We start from the raw sequence: 24622 nt of genomic DNA, 5'->3' as shown, positions 1-24622 counted from the left end.
CAGGCTACAGCGGCCATGCGGCCTGGAATCCCTGACGCACTGCGGTGATGACCTTGCTCGGACGAACGCAGTCGCCTGCCGCCGTGAAGGGAATGCCGGCTTCGGCAAGCTGCTGCTGAAGAAGGTTGCGGGAACGGTAGCCGAAGGCCATGACCAGAGAGTCGAACTCGTCCAGCGAGCGTTCGGTGCGCAGAGGGCCGCGCACGCGCACATGGAGGCCGGAGACTTCCAGCACTTCGGTGTTGAGCAGCGCATGCACGTCGAGTTCCTTCAGGCGGGCCATCATGAATATGCGGGTGCGCTTTTCCATGTCGGGAGCAAGGGTGTCCCGCAGTTCCAGAATCGTGACCTTCTTGCCCTGTTCCGCCAGCATTTCCGCGGTTTCGCAGCCGACAAGGCCGCCGCCGAGGATAAGCACGTTCTGCCCCGTCTCCCGTCCCAGAAGCACTTCCTGGGCGGTGACGGCTCCGGTGTTTCTGCAGAATCCGGGCACGACGGGCTCGCTGCCCGTGGCGACGACGGTCATGTCGGGATTGAGAGCGCGGATCATGTCCACGTCGGCTTCCGTGCCGAGCCGCACCTCCATGCCGGACTGCCGCACGGCGTGTTCCATGTAGCGGCGCAGCTTTTCAAAGGCTTCCTTGTGGGGCGGCCGGCAAGCCACATGGAGGAGACCGCCGAGGGTCTTTTCGCGTTCAATCAGCGTGACGTGATGTCCTTTTTCCCTGGCGGTGAGAGCGGCCTGAATGCCGGCGGGGCCTGCGCCTATCACGACTATGCGCTTCGGGGTGTTCGTTTTAATGTGGGGGAATCTCGCCTCCTGACCGGCTCTGGGATTCACGGCGCAGGTCACGTTTCCGAAGGGAATGCCTACGCATCCCTCGTTGCAGGAGAGGCATGGAGCCACGTCGTCCAGTCTGCCGGCCTGACTTTTGACGGGCAGGTACGGATCGGCGATGAGCGGACGCCCCATGACGATGATGTCGGCCTTGCCTGCAGTCAGGATGGATTCGGCCAGCGCCGCATTGTGAATGCGACCGGCCACGGCCACGGGAACGCGCGCTTCCACGGCCTTGCGCACGGCGGCGGCGCGATCGGCGTTGAATCCTTCGGGAAGGACGGCCGGCGGAATGGTGTAGCGGTTGGTTTCGCAGGCGCCCACGCTGATGTTCAGCGCGTCGATGCCGTTGTCCACAAAGGCCTGGGCGATGGGCAGGGAGGTTTGCAGGGTCAGACCGGTGCCGTTGAACTCATCCACGCTGAGGCGCACGGTGAGGGGAAAGTCTTTGCCTACGGCCTCGCGGCAGGCGCTGAGCACTTCCAGGGGGAAACGAAGACGGTTTTCCGCGCTGCCGCCGTATTCATCCTCGCGGAGATTGGTAAAGGGCGAGAGAAACTGATTGAGAAGATAGCCGTGGGCGCCGTGAAGTTCGACAAGATCGAATCCGGCCTTCTTGGCGCGGAGCGCCGCTTCGGCATAGCGTTTCACAAGATCGGCAATGTCTTCTCGCGTAAGGACGCGTGCGCCTTCATAGGGCGTGACGCCGGGAATGTAGGAGACAAGCTTGATGGGGCCGCCGTTGGTCAGCGGATTGGCGGTTCTTCCAGCGTGCTGGAGCTGGAGTCCCACTTTGCCGCCGCAGGCGTGGATGGCGTTGGCGAGCCTGGCGAGTCCCGGAAGCATCTCGTCCGTGTCCGCGCCGAGTCCGAACTTGTAGCTGTCGCCCTGACGTTCCACATAGGTGGCTTCGATCATGATGAGACCGACGCCGCCCCGGGCTCTTTCCGCATAATAGTGGATCATCTGATCGGTGACTTCCCCGTTGCTGGCCGCGTACTGCGTGACCATGGAAGACATGACGATGCGGTTTTTCAGGGTAAGCGCATTAATGGTGACGGGAGAAAAAAGCATATTGTATTCCATATCGCCCTCTGAGGTGAAGCTTGGTGTCGGAAACGGCCTTCGTCGAGCAAAGAACAGCCGTCGGATACAATAATGCAATATTTGTGCCAAAATGGAACGAAAGATAAAAACAAATATATTCAATAAGTTGAGAAAAATATACTCAAAATGCGCGACGATGGAATTTTTGGACAAAATAGGATATTTTTATTCAAAATTCGCGACGCCGTTCAGCTGATTTTTTAATGAAACAGTACAAAACATCAGCAACATGAAGCAAAAAGGAAAGCTGCTTTATGATAATTATTTGAAATAAAACAAGAATAAATACGGTTGTTCAATTGTTTAAAAATGTCCAATCTGTTCAGGCGTCAATGAGGGGGAATTATGTCGGACAGCACTTCCATGCTTGCCAATCGGGAAAAAATTTTCGAGGAGTGGAGGAAATTCCAGAACGGCGAAGAGGTTGATCACACCATTGTTCGTGATTTCGTTTATCGTTCGTGGCTGCGCTGCCGTGCCCTTCATGTGGATCCGTACCATGTGATGCATCGGAAGCTTCCGCCGGAACAGATTGCTGCGGAGCTGGAGCGCAACTCCATGCTTCTGGAAAGCTCAAAGGCCGTCATGGAGCAGATTTTTTCTCTCATTTCCGACTCTCACAGTTTTATTTCTCTGGCCTCGCGTGACGGCGTGATTCTGCACACTCTTCCCGGGGGCGGACTAGTCAACTCGCGAGGCACGTTGTCCAAAGAGGAGTACATAGGAACCGTGGGGTTAGCTACCTGCCTTGAGGAGCAAAAGCAGCTGGAAATTTTTGCTGCGGAGCACTATTGCACGGAAAATCATAATTTTGTCTGCTCCGCGGCTCCCATTCTGGACAAGAAGCAGAATGTCATAGGCGTACTCGGCATCACCTCGCCCTGCGAGACGTTTCATCTTCATACAAGCGGCATGCTCGGGGCTGCCGTCTATGCCATCATGGAGCAGCTTGCGCTGCGGGAAGTACTGGGGGAATACAAAGCGCTCCTGGAACTTATGGATGAAGGCGTCATTACGCTGGACGCCGGCGGCTCCATCCTGTTCATCAATGCCAAGGCCATGACGATGCTGCACCTGCAAAAGAATGCCGTCGGGCGGAACATTGCCGAAGTCATACGTTTCGGTCAGGCGGTCAGATCCCTGCTGGAGGAGAGGAAGGCCTTTCATGACGTCGATACCACGCTGATGCTGGAACATGCCGCACAATCGATTCCCTGCGTGCTTTCCGCGGCGGTGAACGATTCGACGGGCGGCATGATTCTGACATTGCGCGAAACTGCCCGCATGAGGGAATTCGCCACGCGCCTGGTCGGCGCCAAGGCTACGTTTACCTTTGACGACATTCTCGGCAGGTCTTCGGCTCTTTCTGAAGTGCTGAACAACGCCAGAAGAATAGCCGGATCGGATACGACGGTATTGCTTCTCGGAGAAAGCGGCACGGGCAAGGAACTTTTTGCGCAGTCATTGCACAATGCCAGTCCGCGCAGAGGGATGCCCTTTGTGGTGGTCAACTGTGGAGCACTGCCGAGGGAGCTCATTCAGAGCGAGCTTTTCGGCTATACGGAAGGATCGTTCACCGGGGCCAGTCGTCAGGGGAAGCCGGGCAAGTTTGAGCTGGCCGACGGAGGAACCATCTTTCTGGACGAAATAGGAGAAATGCCGCTGGATGTTCAGGTCAATCTGCTGCGACTGCTTCAGAACCGTGAGGTTGTCCGCATCGGTGGCCAGCGCGCCCGGCGCGTCGATATCCGCATCATAGCGGCTACCAACAAGAATCTTTACAACGCCGTTCAGAGCAAGACGTTTCGGGAAGATCTGTATTACAGGCTCAATGTGTTTCCCCTGCACATTCCGCCGCTGAGGGAGCGGCAGGGCGACGTCGCGCTGCTGGCCCGGCATTTCATGGAGAAGTTTTCCCGTCAGTCGGGAAAGACGTTGCGGGGGATTTCCAGAAGCGCGCTTGACGCCCTTCAGCGCTATTCCTGGCCCGGAAACATCCGCGAGCTGGAAAACGTTATGGAACGGGCGGTATATATGGCATCCGGCACGGAAGTGACGCTGAAGGAACTGCCGGAGGTCATTGCCGGACGCGAGTCGGAGCGTATGCAGAAAAGCGCTGAAGAGCGTCCGTGCGACAGAGGGGAAAAAGCCGCTCTGGAAGCCGCGCTGCGGGCCAGCCGCGGCCGCATTGCCGACGCTCTGAAACTATTGAACATGAATCGCAGCACGTTTTATTATCGATTGAAGCGATACGGCATACGGCCTGCGGACTTTCGTCACGATCTGCGGATGTCCGAGTGGAAAAACGCCGCCGAAACCAATCCGTTGCTCGGTCTGCGCGCGGAAGAGATGGAGGCACTGGCAGGACTGGCCCGGGAGCTTTGCCGCAACCGGGAAGGCTCTTAGCGGGGCCTGAACGGGAGAGACGAGGTCGGCTTCCGTTTCGGCATGGTTTTCCGGCGAGGAGCGGAGCCTGCGTCATTGCCTCTGGGACGCGATGTGCAGGGAAGGGGCGTCGGAGGGGGCAGACCTCGATGTGATGTTTTTCGACGGCCTCTTCCGAAGATGCTGGCAAGCCGGACTAGAGACGCAGGCATGCTCATGCAAAAAGACGCCTCGCCGTACTGCGCGTCTTGTGCTCGTATTTCTGCCGCCATTTTGCCGGGGATCGGAAAATTTTTCCATCCGAAGGTTGGAAATACGGTTGAAAAAAGAAAAAGGGTTATAAGTTTATCAGTTATACCCCCGGAAATATCTGTAGCGGACAACGATATTCTAACTTACGACCTTCAACTTGGCTCGCTATCGATATTCTTGTTCTTCAGATCGCCATAAACTCGTGAAAGATACGGTGGATGATGAATAGACAAAATACATCTCGACAGGTATCTATCAAGGTGCATTTTCCTCTCTTTAAAGATAACCTGTCGAATAATATGCTCTGAAAATGGAAGAGGTTGTCAAAATTTCCGCTGACTGGGGAGAGACAGACAGGCAAAGCGTCGTTATTCATACGTCGTTGCAGGCTTTTGTCCTGTATAACTTGTGACCTGTATGTGTATCTTTTGATGAATTAGAAATAAGTGTTATTTCCCTCCGCCAGAAGAGCAAAAAAGTCCCCGCAGTTCGTACAGACTGCGGGGATTTATGTTTTTAATCGTGTAAAGGGACGGGGCTCAGGCTCCGTCATGGATAGGGATGCCTGCGGGCTGTTCAGTCGACGCGGAAAAGTGTACCTTGTCGGCCGTGGCACGATTGCCTTCCTGGAAAAGCAACAAGCAAGGATTTTCCCATGACCAGCAGTTTGGGAGCCCGTCTTCTGCCTCGGGATCCGTGGCTTCCCTCACTCGGGCCCCTTGTCGCCTCGTCGTTCCTGCGGCGCTGGTTGCCGGTCGGGCGTCAGTCGGGCTTCGGGCAGGCGTCATGAGACGGCCGGACGCTTTTCGCAGGGCGGGTCGTTGCCGGTCATCGGAGAGGCAGCCTTTTGCCGACTGGCGGTCGCGTGATGGCCATGAGAAATTCCGCGCCTGCCGTCAGGCCGCCGAATCCGGGGTGGCCGGGCCGCTGCCTTCGTTCCTCGGTCGCTGGCCGCCGCTCGTCCGTCATGGGAGGGGCGTTTTTTGTTCCGGCTCCTGGGCGTCTCGCCGGGCCTTTGGCCTGGGAGGCCGGGGAACTGACGTCCGCCACGCCGTCGTCGGGCCGCCGGGCGACTTCTGCCGAACCCGCGCCTTGCGGCTGCCCGAATCTTTGCCCGGCGCGATCAGAACGTCAGGGTTTCGCCGTCGTCGGGCATGATCACCTTGTCCCACACGCCGCGTTCCGTGAGGCGCTTTTTCATTTCCGGCCGCGAAATGGTGGCGTGCGCCACGGCGTCCATGTGGCTCACCACCACGGGCGCTCCGTCGGCGGCGCGCACCGTCCTTTCCACGTCGGCGTCGTCCATGATGAGGCGTCCTTCGTCGAGCAGCACGGCCGCGCAGGCATTCACCACGATGACTTGCGGATTCCACGTGCGGATGTTCTTTTCCACGGCGTCGTACCAGATGGTGTCTCCCGCCAGATACAGCGTCTTTTCGGCGGGATGATGAAGCATCACGCCGCAGGACGGGCCGCACGGAATTCTGGTGCCGTGTCTGGCCGGAACCTTCACGAGATGCACGCCCTCAAATTCGCTGTTTTCGTACATGACCGTCACATCCGTGAAGCCGGAACGCACGAAGGCATGCGCGTCTTCCATGCTCTGCACGAACACGGGAATGTTCTTGTCGAGGCTGCCGCCGATGGCGCCGTCCGGCGACATGTCGATATGATCGGGATGCACGTGGGTGCAGATGCAGGCGTCCACGCCCCTGAGCACGTCTTCCGGGGGCATGGGCAGCTCGGTCATGGGCATGGGAATGTCCAGCTTTTCCGGCTCGCAGCGGAACAGATTGCCGAGCATGCGGAATGCGCCCATCGTGCCCTTGCCCATGAGCCAGGGATCCGTGAGGAAGGTCTTGCCTGCGTACTCGATGCGCAGCGTGGCGTTTCGTATTTGCTGAATCTTCATGAGTTTCTCCTTGTGCTGTCGAAGTGAAAAGGTTGGCGTCTCGCGACGCTCGCAGGTTCAGGCACGGCTGCGGTTCGCCGCATGCCCGCCCCGTCGGACCAGTCTTGCCGAAGAATGATCCGCGCCTTCAGGGCGTCGGCAACGCCGAATGCCGGTTGCGTGCGGTCTGTCCGGCATTCGGGGAGTCGGAAGGCGTTCGGACGCTCCGGGCGCGCTTCCGGAATCGTCGGGAGCCGTTTTTCGTGCGCCTGAATGCGTCGGCAGCGCGGATCTTTCCGAGCGGAGCCGGAGGCAGCTGCGGCGTCGGCCCCGGCGTGGTGAAAGGGTTCTCATCCTTCGGAGAGAACGCGTTTTTCCGCGCGGGGCGGACACGACGGCAAGGGCGTCGGCCTGCGTGGGTCCTGGTTTACGCGAGGAATGGCGTTGTGCTCTGAACGCGGCGGGAAGTCTTTCTGTGCGCTCCTGTCCGGTTTAGACATAGACCCTCTACTGGCTATAGGGTCAAGAGGGAAACGCGAATGTTGCGAAAGAAATCAGAGGGAGCCGCAGGGCGCAGGAGATGGGGCGCGGGACGGGAGCGACGGGGAAATTGTTCAGGAAGATTGCGCTGTTTTTGAAGGGAGGGGCGAGGTGCGTTGCGTCTTTTGGGAATGGGCTTGCTGGCGGTGAAGAATCAGGCAGGCATCTGGGATGCTGATGCGGAGCGTGAGGCGGGGAGAGCAGACTCGCGGCGCGCCGGATCCCGCGGAAGAGACGCGGGGGCTTGGCATGGAGAAACGAGCCAGAAGGTCGGCGCGGGACGAGGCCGGGGAAATTCCGGGCAACAGCGCGAAAGCTGGGAAGTTTCTGTATACGAGGAAACGGCGGAATGGCGCTGCGTGTCGGGGAGGGGGAAAAGGGAGTCCCGTTCCCGGGCAGCCCCTGACTCCGTCTCTGGGCGGAGAGCTGCGGACGAAACAGGCGTCGTTGTCCGCGGTTCCTGCTCTCCAGTGCGTCAGGCTCGGCGGGGCAGCGCTGCCGGAGGCGGAAGCGCTGGCAAAGTCGTCCGCCGAAGGCACGTCGTTGCGAGGCGTTCTCCGACGCGGCGTCGAAGCGCCGGAGTTTCTCATCCCGGCAGAACGCGCGGCGACCAGGCCGACGTTGTCTGTCTTTCCTGCCGAATCCCGCCCGAAAGAAAAGGCCGCCTGCGTGTCCGGAGGAAGCGCAGATCGGCCGTAATTCTCCCGGACGGGCCGGGCCCGGCAGCGCGGCAGGAGGAGTCGTCGCTGCGAACCCGACCCGGCAGGGGTCTTTTTCATGGTTACGCTTCTGATGATACGTCGGGAAGCGTTCGGATGCAATCGTTCCGAGGGGGAAGAAGATATGACAGGGGATGGTCATCAACGGACTTATTTACTTGTGTTTTATTATCTCATTGATTTCATTTTTTAAATTTTTATCCTTATTTTTTTTGTTCTTTAATTTGCCTTTTAAATTTTTTCCAAGTGGTAATTTTGAAAGAAGGCTGTATGATTTATATCTGAAAATGATATAATTTTTTGATAATGAAGCACAGATATAATGAATAATTTTATTGTTGTTATAATTATCATGATTATGTTCATTATTTTTAAATTGAATATAAATTATTCATATTGAACAGTAAATAAAAATAGTTTGTAAGATGTATAAAACTGATTATGCTCAAGTCGTGAAGTATTTATAAAAGAATTATCTCTGTTTGAAATATGTTATTCTTTATTATATATAAAGAATATATGCGATTGTTGCATGTTGATGGTAAAATCATTATGACTGAGTTAAATAACGGATACAGGACAAAGAAATGAAATCCATACTCGTCACCGGCGGCGCCGGGTTCATCGGCTCCAACTTCGTGCCGTATTTCTGCGCGAAATACCCGGAGTATCGTGTCGTCAATCTCGACAAGCTTACCTACGCGGGCAATCTCGACAATTTGAAAGAGTGCGAGGGCATGCCCAACTATGTCTTTGTGCAGGGCGACATCTGCGACGAAGCGCTTGTGGAGCGGCTTTTTACGGAATACGACATCCGGGGCGTGATTCACTTTGCCGCGGAGAGCCACGTGGACAACTCCATCAAGGGGCCCCGCGCCTTCATGGAAACCAACTATATGGGAACGTTCACGCTCATCGAGACGGCGCGCCGTCACTGGATGGACGCCCCCGGCAAGGTGAAGCCCGGCTATGAGGACGCACGCTTCCATCACATTTCCACGGATGAAGTGTACGGCACGCTCGGGGCCACGGGATACTTTGTCGAAACCACGCCCTACGCGCCGAACAGCCCGTACTCGGCGAGCAAGGCGGGATCGGACTTCATCGTGCGGGCCTGCCATCACACCTACGGCATGAACGTGACCACTTCCAACTGCTCGAACAACTACGGCCCGAAGCAGCATCACGAGAAGTTCATTCCGGTCATCATTTCAAAGTGTCTCGCAGAAGAGCCCATTCCGGTGTACGGCAACGGCTCGAACATCCGCGACTGGCTCTATGTGCTCGATCACTGCAAGGCCATCGACCTCATTTTCCATAAGGGCCGGAGCGGCGAAACGTACAACGTCGGCGGACACAACGAGCGGAACAATCTTCAAATCCTGCACAAGGTGTGCGCCGTGCTGGATGAAAAGAGACCGCGCAAAAACGGGGCGAAGTATGAGGAACTCATGACCTTCGTTTCCGATCGCCCGGGACACGACCAGCGTTACGCCATCGATCCGACAAAAATCATGACGGAACTCGGTTGGAAGCCGGATGAAAACTTTGATTCCGGCATAGTGAAGACGGTGGACTGGTACTTGAAAAATCTGTGAGAAGAGGGAATGTCTGTTATGACACGGATATTGTCTCCATGCCTTTTATCCTGAAGCATGGTCGGAAAAGCCGAAGAGCTGACTTTGCTGCAACGGCAGGGCGTTTGCTCCTTTCGTGTGCCGGCGGCGCATCCGGGGGCTTTTCGTCCGCCATGGAAGCCATCACAACATGTTTCCGGGCGAATGCCGGGGTGATGACGCCGGCGGAGGTCCGACCGGGGCCCGCGTTTCCATATTCATGCCCTGGGGGCAACGCATCCGGAACGCTTGGGCGAAACCATGGTCGGCCTGTCCGCACAACGGAAGCCGGGCGCAGGCGCGCCCGGCGATGGTCAGTTCTTACGCGTAGGCCGGACAGTCGTTGCGGCGGAGGCAGCCGTGGCACTCCAGCGTGTCCACGTCGCGGCCGCGTTCCGGGCATCCGATGAGTTCCGGACGGTAGCGCAGCACGGGCGACGGCGTCGGCACTGCGGCGGTCGCCTCGACTTCCGGGCGCTTCTCTTCCCCGCAGGCAGCGGAGTCGGAGGCAACGTCAGCGGGCCTCTCCTCCCGGTCTCCGGCAGGGGCTGCTTCCTGCGGCTTTTCTTCGGGCTCCTGCTGTTCGCCTTCGCCGGAAGTCTCCGCTGCCGCCGGGGCGGCATCCGTCGTCCCGTCAGTCTGCGCGCTGTTCCCCTCTTTGAGTGCCGCAGTCGCGGCGCTGATCTCTGCCTTGTCGTTTTTCTCCGCGGCGTTTTTTTCGTTTTCCGGCGTGGAGCGGCGTCGAGCCTTTTTTTCCGCCGCAGGCTCGTGCCCTTTTTCCGCTTCGGCAGCGCCGGAATGTGCTGCGGTTTCGTTGGGAGCCCCGGGCTGGGCGCTGCTCGCGCTGGCCGCAGCGCGGCGGGGTCTGCCGCATTTTTTGGCGGAACCTGCGGGGGCGGCGTCGACCTTCGCTTCGCCTGCCGTTTCCCTGATCGGCGCTTTGCGGGGAGTGCGCTTTTGCGACGGCGCTTCGTCTGGCGCTTCTTCATCCCTGCGGCAGATGTCGGGGGCTTCGGATGTCGGCGCGGCTTCGCACGGCGCGGGCGTTTCGCTTTCGGCAACAGGGTCGGGCGTGGTGTCGTCGGTGGGCGCGGCGCTCGGTTCCGAGAGCGCCGCGCGGCAGCGCTCCAGCGCTTCGGCCATGAGTGGAGCGGGCAGCACGTCGAGCAGCGCGGCCAGCAGAAAGGCGTTTTCCTGTCCGTCCGCACGGCGGGCGCGGAAACGGCGCACGGCCTGCACGTTGGTTTCCAGATCGCAGGCAAAGGCCTCCAGTTCGCAGACGCGCTCCTCGCAGGAGCGCTCGCGCAGGCCGAAGGTCAGGTTGCCCCAGAGGCGGGCGGCGGTTTCGACGAGCGTGAGGGTGGGGGCGTCGCAGCACAGGGCGAACACGGCAAAGCCCGGATCCGAACACAGCGTCAGCAGGCGATGCCGCACCAGACATTCATCGCGGGGCAGGGAAGAGGCGGCGAGCAGGGCGCTTCGGGATTCCGCCACGGCGCGGGCCTGCGCCGCGGAATACGGATGATGCCGGGGCAGATCGGAAACGTGGGAAAGATCGTGAAAGGTGGTCATGGCTGAGCTCCTTGAAAGAGGTGACGAGTGATTTGATCGAGGCCCGGCGGCCTACGGAACGACGGAGAGCAGGCGGCCCCTCGCGCCATGCACGCCGACGGGCAGGATTTTGCGCCGGGCGGGCACATGGGAACAGGAGTAGAAATAGGGACACCAGCGCGGGGAACAGATCCAGCTTTCGGGCGGGGCGGGCGGAAAGATGCCGGCGTCGACGGCGTTCAGCATGAATCGGAACGCGCGGATCACGGCGAGCAGGTCGCCCGGAGCGCGGGAGGTTTCGATGCGCTGGAGGGCAGGCGTTCTGGTGCTGACGAGCACGTCGCAGATGAGGGAAGCGGGGGCGGCGCCCGAACGCTGCCGGAGGGCTTCGCGGCGGAGCGCGGGATCGGGCGAAGCGTGGGCGCGGTCGGGATTCCAGCGTTTGGCGGCGGTGGCGATGTGATGCGCCTCTCCGTTGCGGTTGAGGCAGTGGAGATTCACGGTCACGGGCATGGGGAGGCCGAGGTCGAGCAGAGCGCGTTCATCGGCGAGCACGGGATCGAGCCGGGGAACGAGTTCGGCGCGGAAGAGGGCGACGAGGGAGAGCGCGGCGTTTTTGGCATCGGTGAGGGAAGCGCGGACGGAGGAAAGCTCCTCAGGCGCGACGTACACGCCTTCGGCTGCGCGACGGTTGAAGGCGTCGGCGGCAAGATCGGCGAGTTCTTCGGGGGATGGGAAGGCGTCGGCATCGAGTTTGCGGCGCAGGGCGGCGAGGGCGACCTCGCGGACGGTGCGACCGACGAGGACGGGAATCGCCGGGGGCGCGAAGTCTTCCTCAAGAAAGCGGCGACGCCACTGTTCGGCGCAGCGCTGGAACATGACGAGCTGGGATGCGGAAAGATAATCGGTCACGAGAAGCCTCCTTGACGGTTGAAGACGACGGACAGGGCGAGCGGAAGGCGTGCCTGTTCCGGTGTCTGTGGAGAATTTATACAAATGCAGATTTCAAGTCAATAAAAAATTCTGCATTTGTAAATACAGCAGGAAAAGAACTGCCGGAGCGTGAACGACAGCGGGAACAAAAGGGGAAGCAGTGGGGAAAACTGGAAGGATGGCGCTAACAATGGGGCAGCGGCGGAAGAAGCGGGGAGCATCGCATGTGACGGGGCGAGGGTGTCGCAGGAGGCGCGCGAGGCGGGAGAGAGGCACGCCGAGTGCAGCGGGGAATGCGGGCGTTCGGGTGAGAGGGGGCGGGAGGAAAGAGGCGGGGGGGCGGAAGGGGGGGGACTGCGGAAAGGCGGGACGGGGAGTGCCGCGGATGCGGGGAGCGCGAGGCATGGAGGAGTATGATGAAGAAAGGGGAAACGCGAGAAACGGGGACTGGGGGAACGCAGAAGGCGCGGAGGGGCAACCGTTGGGAACGTAACCTTGAAGGTGACGGGCGATGGAGCGGGCGGGGAGAGGCTTGCCGGAACGGGATGCGGCGGACGATGTCGGAGCGTTGGAGGAAGGGAGGGGCGAAGCCGGGAAGGGCGGATGCGTTGAAGGCCGAACACGACGGCCTTTTCCCGCCGGTCTTTCGGCATCCGCTACGGACAAATCAAGGGGGTTCGGGGGAAATTATTTCCCCCGGCGGGGCGTGGGGCGGAGCCCCGCATACCAAACCCATCCCGCGAAGCCGAACCGGCCCCGCGCTGTTCAGAAGCGAGCGTGGCGTCGGGGACCCGGCGGCCTTTTCCCGCCGGTCTTTCAGCATCTGCTACGGACAAATCAAGGGGGCTCGGGGGAAATTATTTCCCCCGGCGGGGCGTGGGGCGGAGCCCCGCATACCAAACCCATCCCGCGAAGCCGAACCGGCCCCGCGCTGTTCAGAAGCGAGCGTGGCGTCGGGGGACGCGGCGGCCTTTTCCCGCCGGTCTTTCGGCATCCGCTACGGACAAATCAAGGGGGCTCGGGGGAAATTATTTCCCCCGGCGGGGCGCGGGGCGGAGCCCCGCATAGCAAACACCAGCCCCGTCGTTGTTATTTCTGGCTGACGTCGGACCAGGACCAGATGACGCGGCCGACGATGGATTTTTGCCAGTCGCCGTCGAAGTCGTCCATGAGGCTGAGGACGCGGGGAGGGTTGTCGGCGGCGTTGTCGGAATAGTAGGTGATCTGGTAATCGCCGTTGTGCTTGTCTTCGACGGCGACGCGTTTAATCATGCCGGAGCCGTCCTGGGGATCGAGGACGAGCATCATGCGGCCGGGGGTGAGGACGTTTCTGTCGTCCCTGTCGACGAGCACGATGTCGCCGGGATGGAGCACGGGCTCCATGGATGTGGAATTGGGGCCGATCTGGACGGCGAGGAGGTTGCGGCGGCGCATGACGGCGGGCTGATACTTGTACACGAGGAACCAGCTTTCGACCTTTTCCTGCGGAATGTAGCCGGGGCCTGCGCCGACTTCGCCCACGAGGGGGGCGGCCCAGTAGTCCTGGGCGTCCGGGGGGTGGATGTTCTTTCCGGCGGGAACGATTTCGGCGTCCACGAAGCAGACGGGGCGACCGGCTTCACGTTCCGGGGAAGTGAACGACACGCCGAGCTTTTCGAGGGCGGGCTCCATGGAACGGAGAGAGGGCACGCGGGTTTTCGACTTGAGCCATGCGTACATGGTCTGATAGGAGATGTCGAAAAAGCGCGCGGCTTCACGCAGGTTGCCGTTGAAGTCGCGGGCAACCGCCTCTTCCAGAATGCTGAGAGCGGACTCGACGAGTTTCATGCCGACAGCATACCTGTTTTTTTTTGCTTTTGCAAAATCTGCTTTTGTAAAACTTTATGCTTTACATTTGTCTGCATTTGTAGATAAAACAGAAGCGTGGCTGAAATTTCGGCATCAGAAGGGCTGCGGAGCCTTGCGACCGGCCGCGGCACGGCGACTCTGCGCAGCGCGTCTTCGGTGGCGGCCTGCATGCGATGGCCGCGGAACTTGAACGCTGCGGAAGCGCCGATGGCGGAAGCGTTTTCTTCGTCTCCGAAAGGGGGCGGGGGAGCCGCGTCAGCTTCAACAACGGACGCCGTCGCCGCGAAGTCCGGACGCTGCGGGACCTGACGTGCCGCTCCGGGGGCGTCGGCGTGAGGGGCAGCGGCGGAACCTTTCGCCATCGCTGCGGCTGTCGAACGGGGCGGCGACATCGGCCGCATTATCGTTCCGGACGGGAAGCGCCCGGATCAAGGAGTCGGAAACATGGCGGAATACAGAACCTTGCGCATGAGCTTCTGGAACGACCCTTACGTGGAGGAACTCGGCCCGGAAGGGCGACTTTTGTATTTGTACCTCATCACGTGTCCGCACACGAACAGTCTCGGCGTGCTGGAAGTATCCACGCGGCGCATGGCCTACGAAACGGGACTGTCGCCGGAATCTGTGGACGCGCTGATTGCCGAGGCGGAGCGCGCGGGCAAGCTGGTGAAGGACGGCACGCTGCTCTGGCTGGTGAATTTTGTGAAGCATCAGGCCTCGACGTCGCCGCGGCTGGTGCAGTCGCTGCGGGGCTTGTGGAAGCGTTTGTCGTCGTCGCGCATCCGCCGGGCGGTTCGGGAACGGTATCCGGAACTGTTCGGGCCGGGCGCGGCGGATGTCGGGCCCGGGGAGGGTGCGGATACCGTGTCCGACCGTGCGGACACCCTGAGCGGAGGGTCGATTAAAGAGGAAGAGGAACAGGAAAAAAGACCTCCCGGGGAAGGGGGGTGTCGTCCGCCGACGGAAGAGGAGGTGCGCGCGTACTGCGAGTCGCGGAACAACGGAATTTCGGCCAGGGGATTTGTGGAGTTTTACGCGTCGCGGGGCTGGAAGGCGGGCGGCTCGCCGATGCGGGACTGGCGGGCGGCGGTGCGAGCATGGGAGGCGAAGCGGGGAATGCGCAGCGCGTCGCGGACGCAGGGGCGCGAGATGCGGAACGAGGAAGCGGCGCGGCGGGCGCTGGAACGGTTTGAAGGAGCGGCGACGTTTCGGGAGGGGCGCGCGTGAACAGGGATGCGGAAGAAAAAATGCGGTTGATACGGATGCTTGCCTCGAATTACAGCGCGGAGCTTGATGAGGATACTGCAACGTTGTGGCTGGTGCTGATGTCGGCGTACAGCGTGGAGGATTGTCGAAGCGCGGTGTTGTCGGTGGTGCGGGGCTGCGGCTTTGAATCGGTGCGGTTTGGGAGTCTGCCGCCGTTTGCGCTGATTCAGCGGGAGCTCGACGCCCGGACGGGCACGGTGCGCGGGGAGAGGAACCTTGCGCTTCAGGCGGAAGCGGAATGGGGCAGACTGCTGGAAGAAGTGCGTTCGTGCGGATTCTGGCGGACGCCGAAACTGCATCCGACGACGGAATTCGTGGTGCGGCAGCTCGGGGGATGGGAGCGGGTGTGCCGCTGGAAGGAAGAGGATCTTTCCTGGAAGCGGCGGGAATTTCTGTCGGCGTGGCGGGAGGCGGCGGGCAGGGAGGACGTGTTGTCGCTGGGAGCGGAAGCCGTGGCCGGACTGGATCGCGGTCCGGTGCGGCTCACGACGTCGCTTTTGCGCCGCAGGCTGGACGGCGGAAAAAAGAAGGCGACGCCGGGGAAGAGGGAAACGTGAGTTCAGATGCCTGCCCCGGAAGTCCCGGGAGCCTAGGGGATTTTTGAAGGGCGGAGAAGCTGAGGCGTGAACGCGGGCGAAAGGATGTTCGACGCGTGAGAGAAGAGCGACGGCGAAGCGTGTCCAGAGGCCGTCGAGAACGTCGGAGCGTGAAAATCCGTAGGAATGCCGGAGGGAACTTGGAAACCCCCGGGACCTGGGGATGGTGGAGCCTCGGAATCCTTGGAGCGCGGCGGCCGGTTCGGATGGCGTCGGCAAACAGGGGCGTCGATCCCTGTCATCAAAAGGAGAAAGGAATGTTGAAAAAGTGTGCGTTTGAGGAATGCGGAAACTGGTTTGAATCGACGAATGCGCGGCGTCTGTTTTGCAGCGAACGTTGTCGGCGTCAGGGGCAGAATGCAACGCGTCGGGCGCTGCGCGCCGAGCTTCGGGACGCCAGAGAGCATCTGCGTCCGATGGAGGATCCGTGGGCGCGCGGCCCCGCCGACGCCTCGGAAGCAGAAGACGTGTGGGCCAACGCTCTGCTCGACGCGCTGCCCGTCGGTGCGGAATCGCTGAACGTGGCGCAACTTTTCAGCGTTCGGGCGCGCGGTTCGGCGTCGCGCCCGGGAGCGGCGGCAGGAAGGTACGCGACTGCGCGTCCGAAAGCCTCCGGAAGCGCGCCGCGCACGGCCTGTCGGAACGCGTCCGGGAGCCTTCGCCAGAACGTCGCTTCCGCAAGCGGGGCGGCGGGCGCAGAGGCTGTCGGCTGTTCCGATCCGGCTCCGCGCGCGGAGCCTCGCGCAACGCGTTCTGCGGAAGATCAGCTTTTTCCTTCGGCGTAGCCCCTGTGATATCCGGACTTCGTGTCGCTGATGGCGTTTTCCACCCCGGCCTTGGCGCGACCGGCGGTTTCTCCGATCCACGAACATCCGGCCGAAAAAGCCAGAGCGGCCAGCACGACCGCTGCAAGAATGCGCTGAACGGCTCGCATAATTCTCCTGCCTTGATTGCGGTTGTCGTTCCGGGAGCGCAGACGAAAGGCTGCCGGAATGAAAGTCGATTCACGGTAAACGCAACGCCTTTTCGGGTCAAGACGCCGCGCCTCGCCGCGTCAGGGCCGCGAAGGAAAGCGTCCGCAGGGCGGCAGTCTCCGTCCTGCAGACCGGGCAGGCCGAGACAGCGTGTCCTGTGCAAAAGAAACATGACAGACGCCGGGGCGCTCGTCAGGCAGAAGCGTCAAAGCCCGCTCGGCGTCCGGGCCGCGGCCGCCGGAAATACGCTGAGTCCGGGCCGCGGCGTCGACCAGCACAGTGAAAGGAGTTCAACATGACGGACAAATCTTTCAGAAAGGCGCATCGTTTTACGTCCCGCTGGGAAACGGGTTCCGCGGGCGGCCCCGGTTTTGCCGGAAAGGGGCGCAGCTTCCTTTTGCTCGGCGAACGCGGCATCGCCGTGAGCGGGCACGAAGGCCGCTTCGGCGTGCGCATTGATCCGCGTTCGGCGTCGCGATCCGCGGGAGAAGTGCGCCGCGCCTTCGGCAGCCTGCTGCGCCTCGACGACGTGCCTCCGCGCTGCGCCATGGTGCTCTACGACACCGCCGTGGGCATGGGCCCGGAATACGCCGCGGCCGCCGCCCGGCAGGCCCTGGGCTTCCCGCCCCGCTTCGCCTGGAACGAACGCCTGCGCTCCGCCTTCCGGCACTGCAACGACGCGCACACCGCCGCCGCCATCTGTCACCTGCGTCGGGGACGCTACTGCGAACTCGTCCGCCGCAATCCCGATCTCGGCGGACAGCTCCGCGGCTGGCTCGGCCGCGTGGACGCCCTGGAATGCGCCGTGACCGACCCGCCTTCCTGACGCCCGGGCCGCCCCTCAGGCTTCCGGCGGACGCCTGCCGACCTCCCGTCCGTTCCCGACGCCTGCCGACCTCCCGCGCCCATGCCGATCCTGCCTCAAATCCCGCATCGCCCCGGGATGTTTTCCCCATCTCCCGGGCGGTCAACCCTTCTCCCATGCCGCGCGTCGGCTCCTTCCGATGATATTGTTCACCGCCACGGCGCGATCCGCCCATGTCAGCGCATCGGCCTTTCCCCGGCCTTGCCGCATTCCCGGAAAAGGCCGCCGCCACTTTCCCCGAAAAGCCCCGAAAACCTCGGCAATCCCTTGTGTTGTTGACTTAACCGGCGCGGTTCTCTATCCAGAGAAATATACGCTCTTTTTTCGGCGGGCGCGCCCGTCTTGCTCATGACAAGGAGAATACTCATGAAGAAGTTTTGTCTTGCCGCCGTCCTCGCGCTGCTGATGGCTCTGCCCTGCGCAGCCAGGGCCGCAGATTCCGGCATCTACGTCGTTCCCAAGTTTGTTGCAGGCTTCCAGAGCACCGACTGGAACGTGACCGCGCCCGGCGGCTCCGGCTCCAAGGACAGCACCCGCGGCATCGCCGGATTCTCCATCGCCGGCGGCTACGACTTCAGCGTGCTCTACGGCGCTCCCCTGCGCGCCGAAATCGAATACGGCTACAACAGCCGCATCGATAAGAGCGTTCCTTTCGGCGAGGCTGAATCCAGACTCCAGACCCTCATGGTCAACGGCTACTGGGACATCACCAACATCATGGACTTCACCCCCTACGTGGGCGCAGGCGTCGGCCTCCTCTTCGCCAATACCCGCGGCAGCGCCGATATCAACGGCCAGCACTTCGGCTCCTCCGATACCGACATCAAGCTCGCCGCGCAGGTCGGCCTCGGCTGCTCCTACTTCTTTACCCCCAATATCTCCGCCGACCTCGGCTACCGCTACCTCTTCAGCGGCGACAGCGAAACCGGCTACAACGGCTACAGCCTCCGCGCCGAATCCCTCAGCATGCACCAGTTCTCCCTCGGCCTGAGAATTACGTTCTAAAGAGAGGGGGAGAGATTTGCGGGGGAAGGGGGAACCCCTTTTGAAAAAGGGCTTTCCCCCTTCCCCCGCGCCCCCATCCCCTTTCCTAAAACTTTTGTTTTGGGGGCCGACGGGCAGGGGAGAGAAAAGCCCGGAGACTCAAGTCGAGGCGCATTCGTCGCCCAGCCCTTCCATCTTCGCTTTCTGACCGCTTTGCCGCCGTTTTGCGGAAAGCGGTTTTTTGTTTTTCAGGAAGGCGCAGTCGAGAGGCGGAACAGTCTAAACAGGGCCGGCCATCAACGACGCCCCGTCACGTCCCTCAGCAAGTCGTGACGACGCTTTTTGCCCGGACTTTTCTTTTCTCCCCTCAACATCCTGCAATCCTTTCTTGCTCACGACTGCCCGGCGCAGGCCGGACAGGAATCGACCGCCGCAGGTGGGTCCGTAAGGACACACCTGCACTGCGTCCGCAGCCCGAACAGCGCCCGCCAGGCGCGCCCGAGCCTCGCAGTTCCAGCCTTTCCGCACTTCCGTCATCTTCGGCAACGCGCCCTGCCTTACCGCCAGCGCCCCGCCGAGGGCGAAGCCGTCGGCGGAAACAGGGGGGGCGGGGGGAATTATTTCCCCCGCATGCCTTTCCTGTCTTTCCTGCCTTTTCTGCCTTTCTGTCTTTATTGGAGGGGGGAGGGGGTTGCCTGTTGACGGTGTTATGTTTTAGTACGGGGGTTCTGGAACGATTTTTTTTTTGCATTCCGTCGGGCATGATTGAGTGGGGGCACTTGCCCGTGCGGTAGTGCTGTGCTAGTGTGTCAAAAGGAGATGACCTTTATGAAAAATCTGTGGGCTCCCTGGAGAATGCAGTATATTCTCGGGCCGAAGTGTCATGATGGGTGTGTGCTTTGCGCGCCGGAGGATCCGGCGCTGGATGAAGAACGGCTTATCGTGTATCGGAGCGGTCATGTATTTGTGATGCTGAACCGTTATCCGTACGCCTCGGGTCATCTGATGGTGATACCGTATCGTCATGTCAGCGACATCACGGAGCTTTCTGCGGAGGAAGCTGCCGATCTGATGGCGGTGACGCAGCTGAGCTGTCGCGTGTTGCGGGAGCTGAGTCATCCTCAGGGCATCAACGTGGGGTTGAATCTTGGGGAAGCCGCGGGAGCGGGCATAGGCATGCACATGCACATGCATGTAGTTCCCCGCTGGAGCGGCGACTCGAACTTCATGGCTGTGCTTGACGATGTGCGGGTCATCCCTGAAGCTCTTGTGGAAACCCGTCGACGCATGGCGCCGGTATTTGCCAGGCTGGCGGGGCAATCTGCCTGAACCTTTTTTCCGCGTGTGCTGCTGCGATAAGGAGACGTCATGCGCTATATCAAAGTTTTTCTGCTGGTTTTGCTGTTCTTCGTGGTCATGATGCTCTTTGTGCAGAACCAGCCGTTGTTCTCCGACGCGGTTTCGCTGAAGGTGGATCCGATGTTTGCGCCGGCGATCACCACGGCGCCGATTCCGCGTTATGCGCTGCTGCTCATCAGCTTTGCGCTGGGCGCGGCGGTGGTGCTGCTCATGCTGATCTGGGACAGGCTGGCTCTTTCGGGTCGCGCGTCTGCGGCGCGTCGTCGTGCGACGTCGCTTCAGAAGCGTCTTGACAAGATGACGGCGGAAAAGCAGAAGCTGGAAGCCTCTCTTCAGGAAGCGGAAGCGAAGCTGAAGGAAGCGGCGGCGAATCTGAAGGACGCCGAAGCCCGCGCCAAGGAAGCGGAAGCCCGGGCCGAAGCTGCGCAGAACGCGGCTGAATAACAGTCAGGCAGGCGCACGGAACAGGATTGTTTCGTGCGCTTTTTTTCCCTGCGCTTCTTGCGGACGCCTGACGGCGGACGGCTTGACGCGGCCGCGGATTCAGGGCAGGGTGTTTCGCTTTCGGAAAGTCCCGGGGCAGGGAATGCTGCTCCGGTGTTTTGGGAGCGGTTTGGACTTCTTCCGGGCCGCCCTCGGGCTGCGGTTCTTCTGGTCTGCTGCCCCGGCCTCGGCGTCTCGGAGAGGCGTTTCGGGAACCTGAATCAACGCGGTGGCTCCGGTCGTCAGAGCCTTGAAACCCTGCCCCCGGTCGCCCCTCGGCAGGCTCTGAATTCGGAGGCCCGCGCGCCGAAGCAAATCTTCGGGCGTGCGCCCCGTCCGGTCCCGCGGCAAAGGCAGGCCCTCAAGGGGGCAGAGCTTCGGAGCTTCGGGCGTTTGCCCGAGCTTTTCGGCGTTGATGTTTCCCCCCGGGCGTGCGTCCCGCTTCCCGGGCCGAGCCTGGATCGCCCTCGGGCGGTCTCCCGGGTTTCCCTGGGGGGATGCCTTGGCCGTGAGCCCCCGGAGTCGGCTGCTCCGGCCTGAGTCCCGCCGGCGTTCCCGGCGTCGGCATTCCGCCCCTCTCGGGCGTGTATTCCCGGTTCCCTCGGAACAGGGCAGGCCCCGCGCGTCGGCATTCCCGGAGCCGCAGCGCCGGTCGCCGAGTCCTGCGGCAATTGTCCCCGGCCCGCCCGCAGGCAGGCCCCGGAGTCGCGCCTTGAGACTCTGTTCCCCGGTCGCCCCCCGGGTGGCCCTGACGCGGAGCCCTGCGCGCCGAAGCACATTTCCGGGCGTCGGCGTTCCTCCGGCCTTCGGGGCAGCTCCCGGCCCGAGCCTCCGGCGTGTGTCCTCGGCCCGCGTCCGACTCGCGGCAGACCCCCGCGCGACAGCGCCTCGGAGCTTCGGACTCGGCAAAACGTCCTTCGGGACCGAATTTCCGGGCGTCGGCCTCTCGGGCCGCCCCTCCGGCCTGAGCCCCGGCCCGCGCTTCCGGCGTCGGCCGCTCCCGGGTTCCTTTGGGACAGGCCCCCGGCCAGGCCTTCCCGGCCCACGTTCCGGAACCGCTCCCCGCATCCGCGGTCGGAGCGCAGATCGGCGCGCATTCCCGGCCCGCGCCCCCACTGACACGCGCCGGGCCTTCGTCGAGAGCACCATGAGCGACACTGCACCGAAACTTACGCCCATGTATCGGCAATATCTGGAAATCAAAAAGGATTATCCCGATACGCTGCTTTTTTACCGCATGGGCGACTTCTACGAACTTTTCTTTGAAGACGCCGAAATAGCCTCGCGCGAACTTCAACTCGCCCTTACGAGCCGCAGTCGCGACGAGGGCGGCGTGCCCATGTGCGGCGTGCCCTGGCACGCGGCGGAAAACTACATCAGCGTGCTTGTGCGCAAGGGCTACAAAATCGCCCTCTGCGATCAGATGGAAGATCCCAGGCAGGCGCGCGGACTGGTCAAGCGGGCGGTCACCCGCGTCATGACCAGCGGCACCGCCCTCGAAGACGCCAACCTCGAAGCCAAGGCCCACACCTATCTCGGCGCGCTGTTCTGGAACGCCTCGCGCGGGGCGGGCGGCTTTGCCTGGCTCGACGTGTCCACCGGCGCATGGACCGGCATTCAGTCCTCGCGCGAGGAGGAGCTCAAGCAGTGGGCCCTCAAAATGGCTCCGCGCGAGCTGCTCATGCCCGACAAGGGCGACATTCCCCTTTCGCTGAACTCCCTGCCCGGCATGCAGGTGGTGCGGGTTCCGGTGCGCAGTCACTTCGAGCTCGAAGGCGCGCGCGAACGCGTGCTCGCCGCCCAGCACGTGCAGGAAGAAGCCGCCCTCGGTCTGGAAAAAAGTCCCGAACTCATGCAGGCCTGCGGCGCGCTCGTGGCCTATCTTGAGCAGATGCAGAAACGCGATCCGGCGCAGCTTGCGCCGTTCCGTCCGCTGGACAAGGGCCGCTATCTCATTCTCGACGAAATTACCGAACGCAATCTCGAACTCTTCTGCCGCATGGACGGCAAACGCGGCGCAGGCACGCTCTGGGCCGTCATGGACAACACCCGCACCCCCATGGGCGGCCGTCTGCTCGAAGAACGCATGCGCTGCCCCTGGCGTCGGCTGGAACCCATTGCCGAGACGCAGGACGTGGTGGAATTCTTCTGGAAGCGCGCCGACGTGCGCCGCGCCCTGCGCGACGCGCTCGAAAACGTGTACGACATCGAACGGCTGTCCACGCGCATTTCGCTCAACCGCTGCCAGCCGCGCGATCTTGCGGCTCTGCGCGAGAGTTTGAGCTGCCTGCCTGCGGTGCGTGCGGCGCTGGCGCTCCCTGAACAGGGACTCTCCACCGACGACGACCGCCGCGGCGTGCTCCTGCCCGCGGCGCTTCAGCGCCTGCTGAAGAAATGGGACATGCTCGAAGACATCACCGATCTGCTCACCAAGGCCCTGCGCGACGATCTGCCGCCACAGATCACCGAAGGCGGCCTGTTCCGTCAGGGCTACGATCCCGCCCTCGACGAACTGCTCGATCTTGTGGAGCACGGCGAAGGACGTCTTCAGGATCTTCTGCGCGAAGAGCAGGAAAAGAACAACATGCCCAAGCTCAAGCTGGGCTACAATCACGTGTTCGGCTACTACTTCGAGCTTTCGCGCGCGCAGCAGGCCGAGATTCCCGATTATTTTCAGCGCCGGCAGAGCCTTGCCAACAGCGAGCGCTTCACCACGCCCGCCCTGCGCGAACTTGAGGAAAAAATGCTCACCGCCGCCGAACGGCGCAAGAGTCTGGAATACGCGCTCTATCAGAAGCTGCGCGAAAAGGTGGCGGCCTCCCGCCCCAGACTCGTGGGCATGGCCGCGCGTCTCTCCTGGCTCGACTACTGGCAGTCGCTCGCCGAAGGCGCGGAGCGCAACGGCTGGACAAGACCCGAACTCGACGAAAGTCAGGAAATCGTCATTCGTCAGGGGCGGCATCCGGTGGTGGAAGCCGTCACGGGGCGGGCGTCGTTCATTCCCAACGATCTTTCCATGGACGCGAGTCGGCATCTGGTGCTCATCACGGGGCCGAACATGGCGGGCAAGTCCACGGTGCTGCGTCAGACGGCCATCATTGCGATCATGGCGCAGATGGGCTCGTTCGTGCCTGCGGCGCAGGCGCGCATCGGCCTGGTGGACCGCATTTTCTCGCGCGTGGGCGCGTCGGACAACCTGGCGCAGGGGCAGAGCACGTTCATGGTGGAAATGATGGAGACCGCGCGCATTCTGCGTCAGGCGGACAAGCGCAGTCTGGTCATTCTCGACGAAATCGGACGCGGCACGAGCACCTTCGACGGTCTGGCGCTGGCCTGGGCCGTGGTGGAGGAACTCGCGCGGCGGGCAGGGGGGAGCATCCGCACGCTCTTTGCCACGCACTATCATGAACTCACGTCGCTGGCGGGAGCGCTGCCCGGCGTGTGCAACATGAACATTGCCGTGCGCGAATGGAACGGCGACATCGTGTTCTTGCGCCGTCTCATTCCCGGCCCGGCCGATCGCAGCTACGGCATTGAAGTGGCGCGTCTTGCGGGCGTTCCGGCTTCCGTGGTGCAGCGCGCGAGGGAGATTCTGGCGCAGCTTGAGGCAGCGCGGGGCAAGGCGCGGGTGGCGAAGCTGGAAGCCGCCGTGCTCCCGGGACTGGACATTGTTCCGGCAAAGGGTAAAACCGTGAAGCCCGCCCCGATGCAGGAACCGTCTCCGGCCCGTGAAGCCGTTCCGGCGCAGCCCGCGCCCGAACATCCGCTTCTGGAGGCGCTGCGCAGCGTGAATCCCGACGCCATGACGCCTCTCGACGCGCTGCGCCTGCTCTCCGACTGGAAAATGCTCTGGGGCGCGCCCGCAAAGGACAAGGCCGCCGCGCCTGACTCCGCAGCTTCGGCCGATGCCGCGAAGGAAAACGCCCCGCAGACAGGCGAGGCGCAGACCAGCGAAGCGCAGACAGTCAAGGCTTCCGGCGCCGCCGAGGCTCCCCGCCGCCGCGGACGAAAGAAGGCGTCCGGGGCTCCGGCCTGACGCTGATCTCCGGGAATTCGGAGCAGAAGCGCGCCGCGTCCGGGCTGTCCTGACGCGGAGGGCGTTCCCCTCCGGAGAGTCCCGAGGCGGAAAGCGTTCCGCGCCCGGGATTCGCGCCCGGGAATTCGGAGCAGAAAGGGCTCAGCGTCGAAGCTCCGATGCGGCAGGACGTTCGGCCTCCGGTGGGGGCAGAAACATGTTCTCCGCCGGAGAGGCCCGGATCAGCAAGGCTTCCGCGCCGGGCAGGCGGCAGAAACGAAACCATGCTCCGCGCCGAAGTTCCGGGGCAGAAGCGCTCCTGCCGGAAGGTTCGGAGCCGACAGGACAACAAGTTCCGCGCCTCTTTTCGGCGCAGACAGAAAAACGACCGCCTCCCCGG

Annotated in this window: 16 protein-coding genes and 1 pseudogene; 9 read left to right on the top strand and 8 right to left on the bottom strand. The window is 62.0% G+C overall.

The window, feature by feature from the left end; all coding sequences use genetic code 11:
- Positions 1 to 4 precede the first annotated feature (4 nt).
- Positions 5 to 1924, bottom strand: a complete 1920-nt coding sequence (locus ABGT79_RS01790; protein WP_346664737.1) for an FAD-dependent oxidoreductase — start codon at positions 1922 to 1924, stop codon at positions 5 to 7.
- Between the two features lie 366 nt (positions 1925 to 2290).
- On the opposite strand from ABGT79_RS01790, the gene ABGT79_RS01785 reads away from it, so the two are divergent.
- A complete protein-coding gene (locus ABGT79_RS01785; RefSeq protein ID WP_346664736.1) occupies positions 2291 to 4351 on the top strand; it encodes a sigma 54-interacting transcriptional regulator in 2061 nt (686 codons plus the stop codon).
- 1354 nt (positions 4352 to 5705) lie between these two features.
- Here ABGT79_RS01785 and ABGT79_RS01780 read toward each other — a convergent pair.
- Positions 5706 to 6494, bottom strand: coding sequence for an MBL fold metallo-hydrolase (locus ABGT79_RS01780; protein ID WP_346664735.1), 789 nt, complete (start codon positions 6492 to 6494; stop codon positions 5706 to 5708).
- A gap of 1825 nt (positions 6495 to 8319) precedes the next feature.
- Here ABGT79_RS01780 and rfbB point away from each other — a divergent pair.
- Positions 8320 to 9330 (top strand): dTDP-glucose 4,6-dehydratase, encoded by a 1011-nt coding sequence (rfbB, locus tag ABGT79_RS01775; RefSeq protein WP_346664734.1) that lies wholly within the window; start codon positions 8320 to 8322, stop codon positions 9328 to 9330.
- A gap of 339 nt (positions 9331 to 9669) precedes the next feature.
- Here rfbB and ABGT79_RS01770 read toward each other — a convergent pair whose 3' ends face one another.
- The 4 genes from ABGT79_RS01770 to ABGT79_RS01755 all read right to left on the bottom strand — a co-directional run bounded on the left by ABGT79_RS01770 (position 9670) and on the right by ABGT79_RS01755 (position 14042).
- Entirely contained in the window at positions 9670 to 10920 is a 1251-nt protein-coding gene (locus ABGT79_RS01770; protein ID WP_346664733.1) for a hypothetical protein, read from the bottom strand.
- A gap of 51 nt (positions 10921 to 10971) precedes the next feature.
- Complete coding sequence (locus tag ABGT79_RS01765; protein WP_346664732.1) at positions 10972 to 11811, bottom strand: hypothetical protein; 840 nt, start codon at positions 11809 to 11811, stop codon at positions 10972 to 10974.
- Between the two features lie 1110 nt (positions 11812 to 12921).
- A complete protein-coding gene (locus ABGT79_RS01760; protein ID WP_346664731.1) occupies positions 12922 to 13659 on the bottom strand; it encodes a S24 family peptidase in 738 nt (245 codons plus the stop codon).
- The gene (locus ABGT79_RS01755) at positions 13656 to 14042 is read right to left on the bottom strand and encodes a hypothetical protein (protein ID WP_346664730.1); all 387 of its coding nucleotides are present in this window, start codon (positions 14040 to 14042) and stop codon (positions 13656 to 13658) included. The genes ABGT79_RS01760 and ABGT79_RS01755 overlap by 4 nt, the downstream gene beginning before the upstream one ends.
- 82 nt (positions 14043 to 14124) lie before the next feature.
- Here ABGT79_RS01755 and ABGT79_RS01750 point away from each other — a divergent pair, with 82 nt between their 5' ends.
- Entirely contained in the window at positions 14125 to 14907 is a 783-nt protein-coding gene (locus tag ABGT79_RS01750) for a hypothetical protein (RefSeq protein ID WP_346664729.1), read from the top strand.
- Positions 14908 to 14942: 35 nt separating this feature from the next.
- Positions 14943 to 15503 (top strand): hypothetical protein, encoded by a 561-nt coding sequence (locus ABGT79_RS01745; protein WP_346664728.1) that lies wholly within the window; start codon positions 14943 to 14945, stop codon positions 15501 to 15503.
- 802 nt (positions 15504 to 16305) lie between these two features.
- On the opposite strand, the gene ABGT79_RS01740 is transcribed toward ABGT79_RS01745, so the two are convergent.
- Positions 16306 to 16476: a hypothetical protein gene (locus tag ABGT79_RS01740; protein WP_346664727.1), complete on the bottom strand. Its 171-nt coding sequence runs from the start codon at positions 16474 to 16476 to the stop codon at positions 16306 to 16308.
- A 335-nt stretch (positions 16477 to 16811) separates the two neighbouring features.
- Here ABGT79_RS01740 and ABGT79_RS01735 point away from each other — a divergent pair, with 335 nt between their 5' ends.
- A complete protein-coding gene (locus ABGT79_RS01735) occupies positions 16812 to 17342 on the top strand; it encodes a hypothetical protein (RefSeq protein ID WP_346664726.1) in 531 nt (176 codons plus the stop codon).
- 215 nt (positions 17343 to 17557) lie between these two features.
- On the opposite strand, the gene ABGT79_RS01730 is transcribed toward ABGT79_RS01735, so the two are convergent.
- Positions 17558 to 17749, bottom strand: a complete 192-nt coding sequence (locus tag ABGT79_RS01730; RefSeq protein WP_346664725.1) for a hypothetical protein — start codon at positions 17747 to 17749, stop codon at positions 17558 to 17560.
- On the opposite strand from ABGT79_RS01730, the gene ABGT79_RS01725 reads away from it, so the two are divergent.
- The 4 genes and pseudogenes from ABGT79_RS01725 to mutS form a co-directional block, all read left to right on the top strand.
- Positions 17748 to 18386: an outer membrane beta-barrel protein gene (locus ABGT79_RS01725; protein ID WP_346664724.1), complete on the top strand. Its 639-nt coding sequence runs from the start codon at positions 17748 to 17750 to the stop codon at positions 18384 to 18386. The genes ABGT79_RS01730 and ABGT79_RS01725 overlap by 2 nt on opposite strands.
- An 807-nt stretch (positions 18387 to 19193) precedes the next feature.
- Positions 19194 to 19694: an HIT domain-containing protein gene (locus ABGT79_RS01720; RefSeq protein ID WP_294488327.1), complete on the top strand. Its 501-nt coding sequence runs from the start codon at positions 19194 to 19196 to the stop codon at positions 19692 to 19694.
- A 39-nt stretch (positions 19695 to 19733) separates the two neighbouring features.
- The gene (locus ABGT79_RS01715; protein ID WP_294488324.1) at positions 19734 to 20168 is read left to right on the top strand and encodes a lipopolysaccharide assembly protein LapA domain-containing protein; all 435 of its coding nucleotides are present in this window, start codon (positions 19734 to 19736) and stop codon (positions 20166 to 20168) included.
- Positions 20169 to 21354: 1186 nt separating this feature from the next.
- Positions 21355 to 24084 (top strand): annotated as a pseudogene (gene mutS / locus ABGT79_RS01710) (DNA mismatch repair protein MutS); the annotation flags it as partial.
- Positions 24085 to 24622 lie beyond the last annotated feature (538 nt).

Source organism: uncultured Mailhella sp., assembly GCF_963931295.1.
Classification (GTDB): domain Bacteria; phylum Desulfobacterota; class Desulfovibrionia; order Desulfovibrionales; family Desulfovibrionaceae; genus Mailhella.
Note: the sequence above shows the minus strand (reverse complement) of the source record. Positions and strands in the feature narration are given on the sequence as shown.

Bases quoted from the DNA above. Each gene is read 5' to 3' on its own strand.
- ABGT79_RS01780 (WP_346664735.1), bottom strand. From the start codon at position 6,494: ATGAAGATTCAGCAAATACGAAACGCCACGCTGCGCATCGAGTACGCA.
- ABGT79_RS01755 (WP_346664730.1), bottom strand. From the start codon at position 14,042: ATGGCGAAAGGTTCCGCCGCTGCCCCTCACGCCGACGCCCCCGGAGCG.
- ABGT79_RS01735 (WP_346664726.1), top strand. From the start codon at position 16,812: ATGACGGACAAATCTTTCAGAAAGGCGCATCGTTTTACGTCCCGCTGG.
- ABGT79_RS01725 (WP_346664724.1), top strand. From the start codon at position 17,748: ATGAAGAAGTTTTGTCTTGCCGCCGTCCTCGCGCTGCTGATGGCTCTG.
- rfbB (WP_346664734.1), top strand. From the start codon at position 8,320: ATGAAATCCATACTCGTCACCGGCGGCGCCGGGTTCATCGGCTCCAAC.
- ABGT79_RS01750 (WP_346664729.1), top strand. From the start codon at position 14,125: ATGGCGGAATACAGAACCTTGCGCATGAGCTTCTGGAACGACCCTTAC.
- ABGT79_RS01785 (WP_346664736.1), top strand. From the start codon at position 2,291: ATGTCGGACAGCACTTCCATGCTTGCCAATCGGGAAAAAATTTTCGAG.
- ABGT79_RS01720 (WP_294488327.1), top strand. From the start codon at position 19,194: ATGAAAAATCTGTGGGCTCCCTGGAGAATGCAGTATATTCTCGGGCCG.
- ABGT79_RS01715 (WP_294488324.1), top strand. From the start codon at position 19,734: ATGCGCTATATCAAAGTTTTTCTGCTGGTTTTGCTGTTCTTCGTGGTC.
- ABGT79_RS01790 (WP_346664737.1), bottom strand. From the start codon at position 1,924: ATGGAATACAATATGCTTTTTTCTCCCGTCACCATTAATGCGCTTACC.
- ABGT79_RS01760 (WP_346664731.1), bottom strand. From the start codon at position 13,659: ATGAAACTCGTCGAGTCCGCTCTCAGCATTCTGGAAGAGGCGGTTGCC.
- ABGT79_RS01730 (WP_346664725.1), bottom strand. From the start codon at position 17,749: ATGAGTATTCTCCTTGTCATGAGCAAGACGGGCGCGCCCGCCGAAAAA.
- ABGT79_RS01770 (WP_346664733.1), bottom strand. From the start codon at position 10,920: ATGACCACCTTTCACGATCTTTCCCACGTTTCCGATCTGCCCCGGCAT.
- ABGT79_RS01740 (WP_346664727.1), bottom strand. From the start codon at position 16,476: ATGCGAGCCGTTCAGCGCATTCTTGCAGCGGTCGTGCTGGCCGCTCTG.
- ABGT79_RS01745 (WP_346664728.1), top strand. From the start codon at position 14,943: ATGCTTGCCTCGAATTACAGCGCGGAGCTTGATGAGGATACTGCAACG.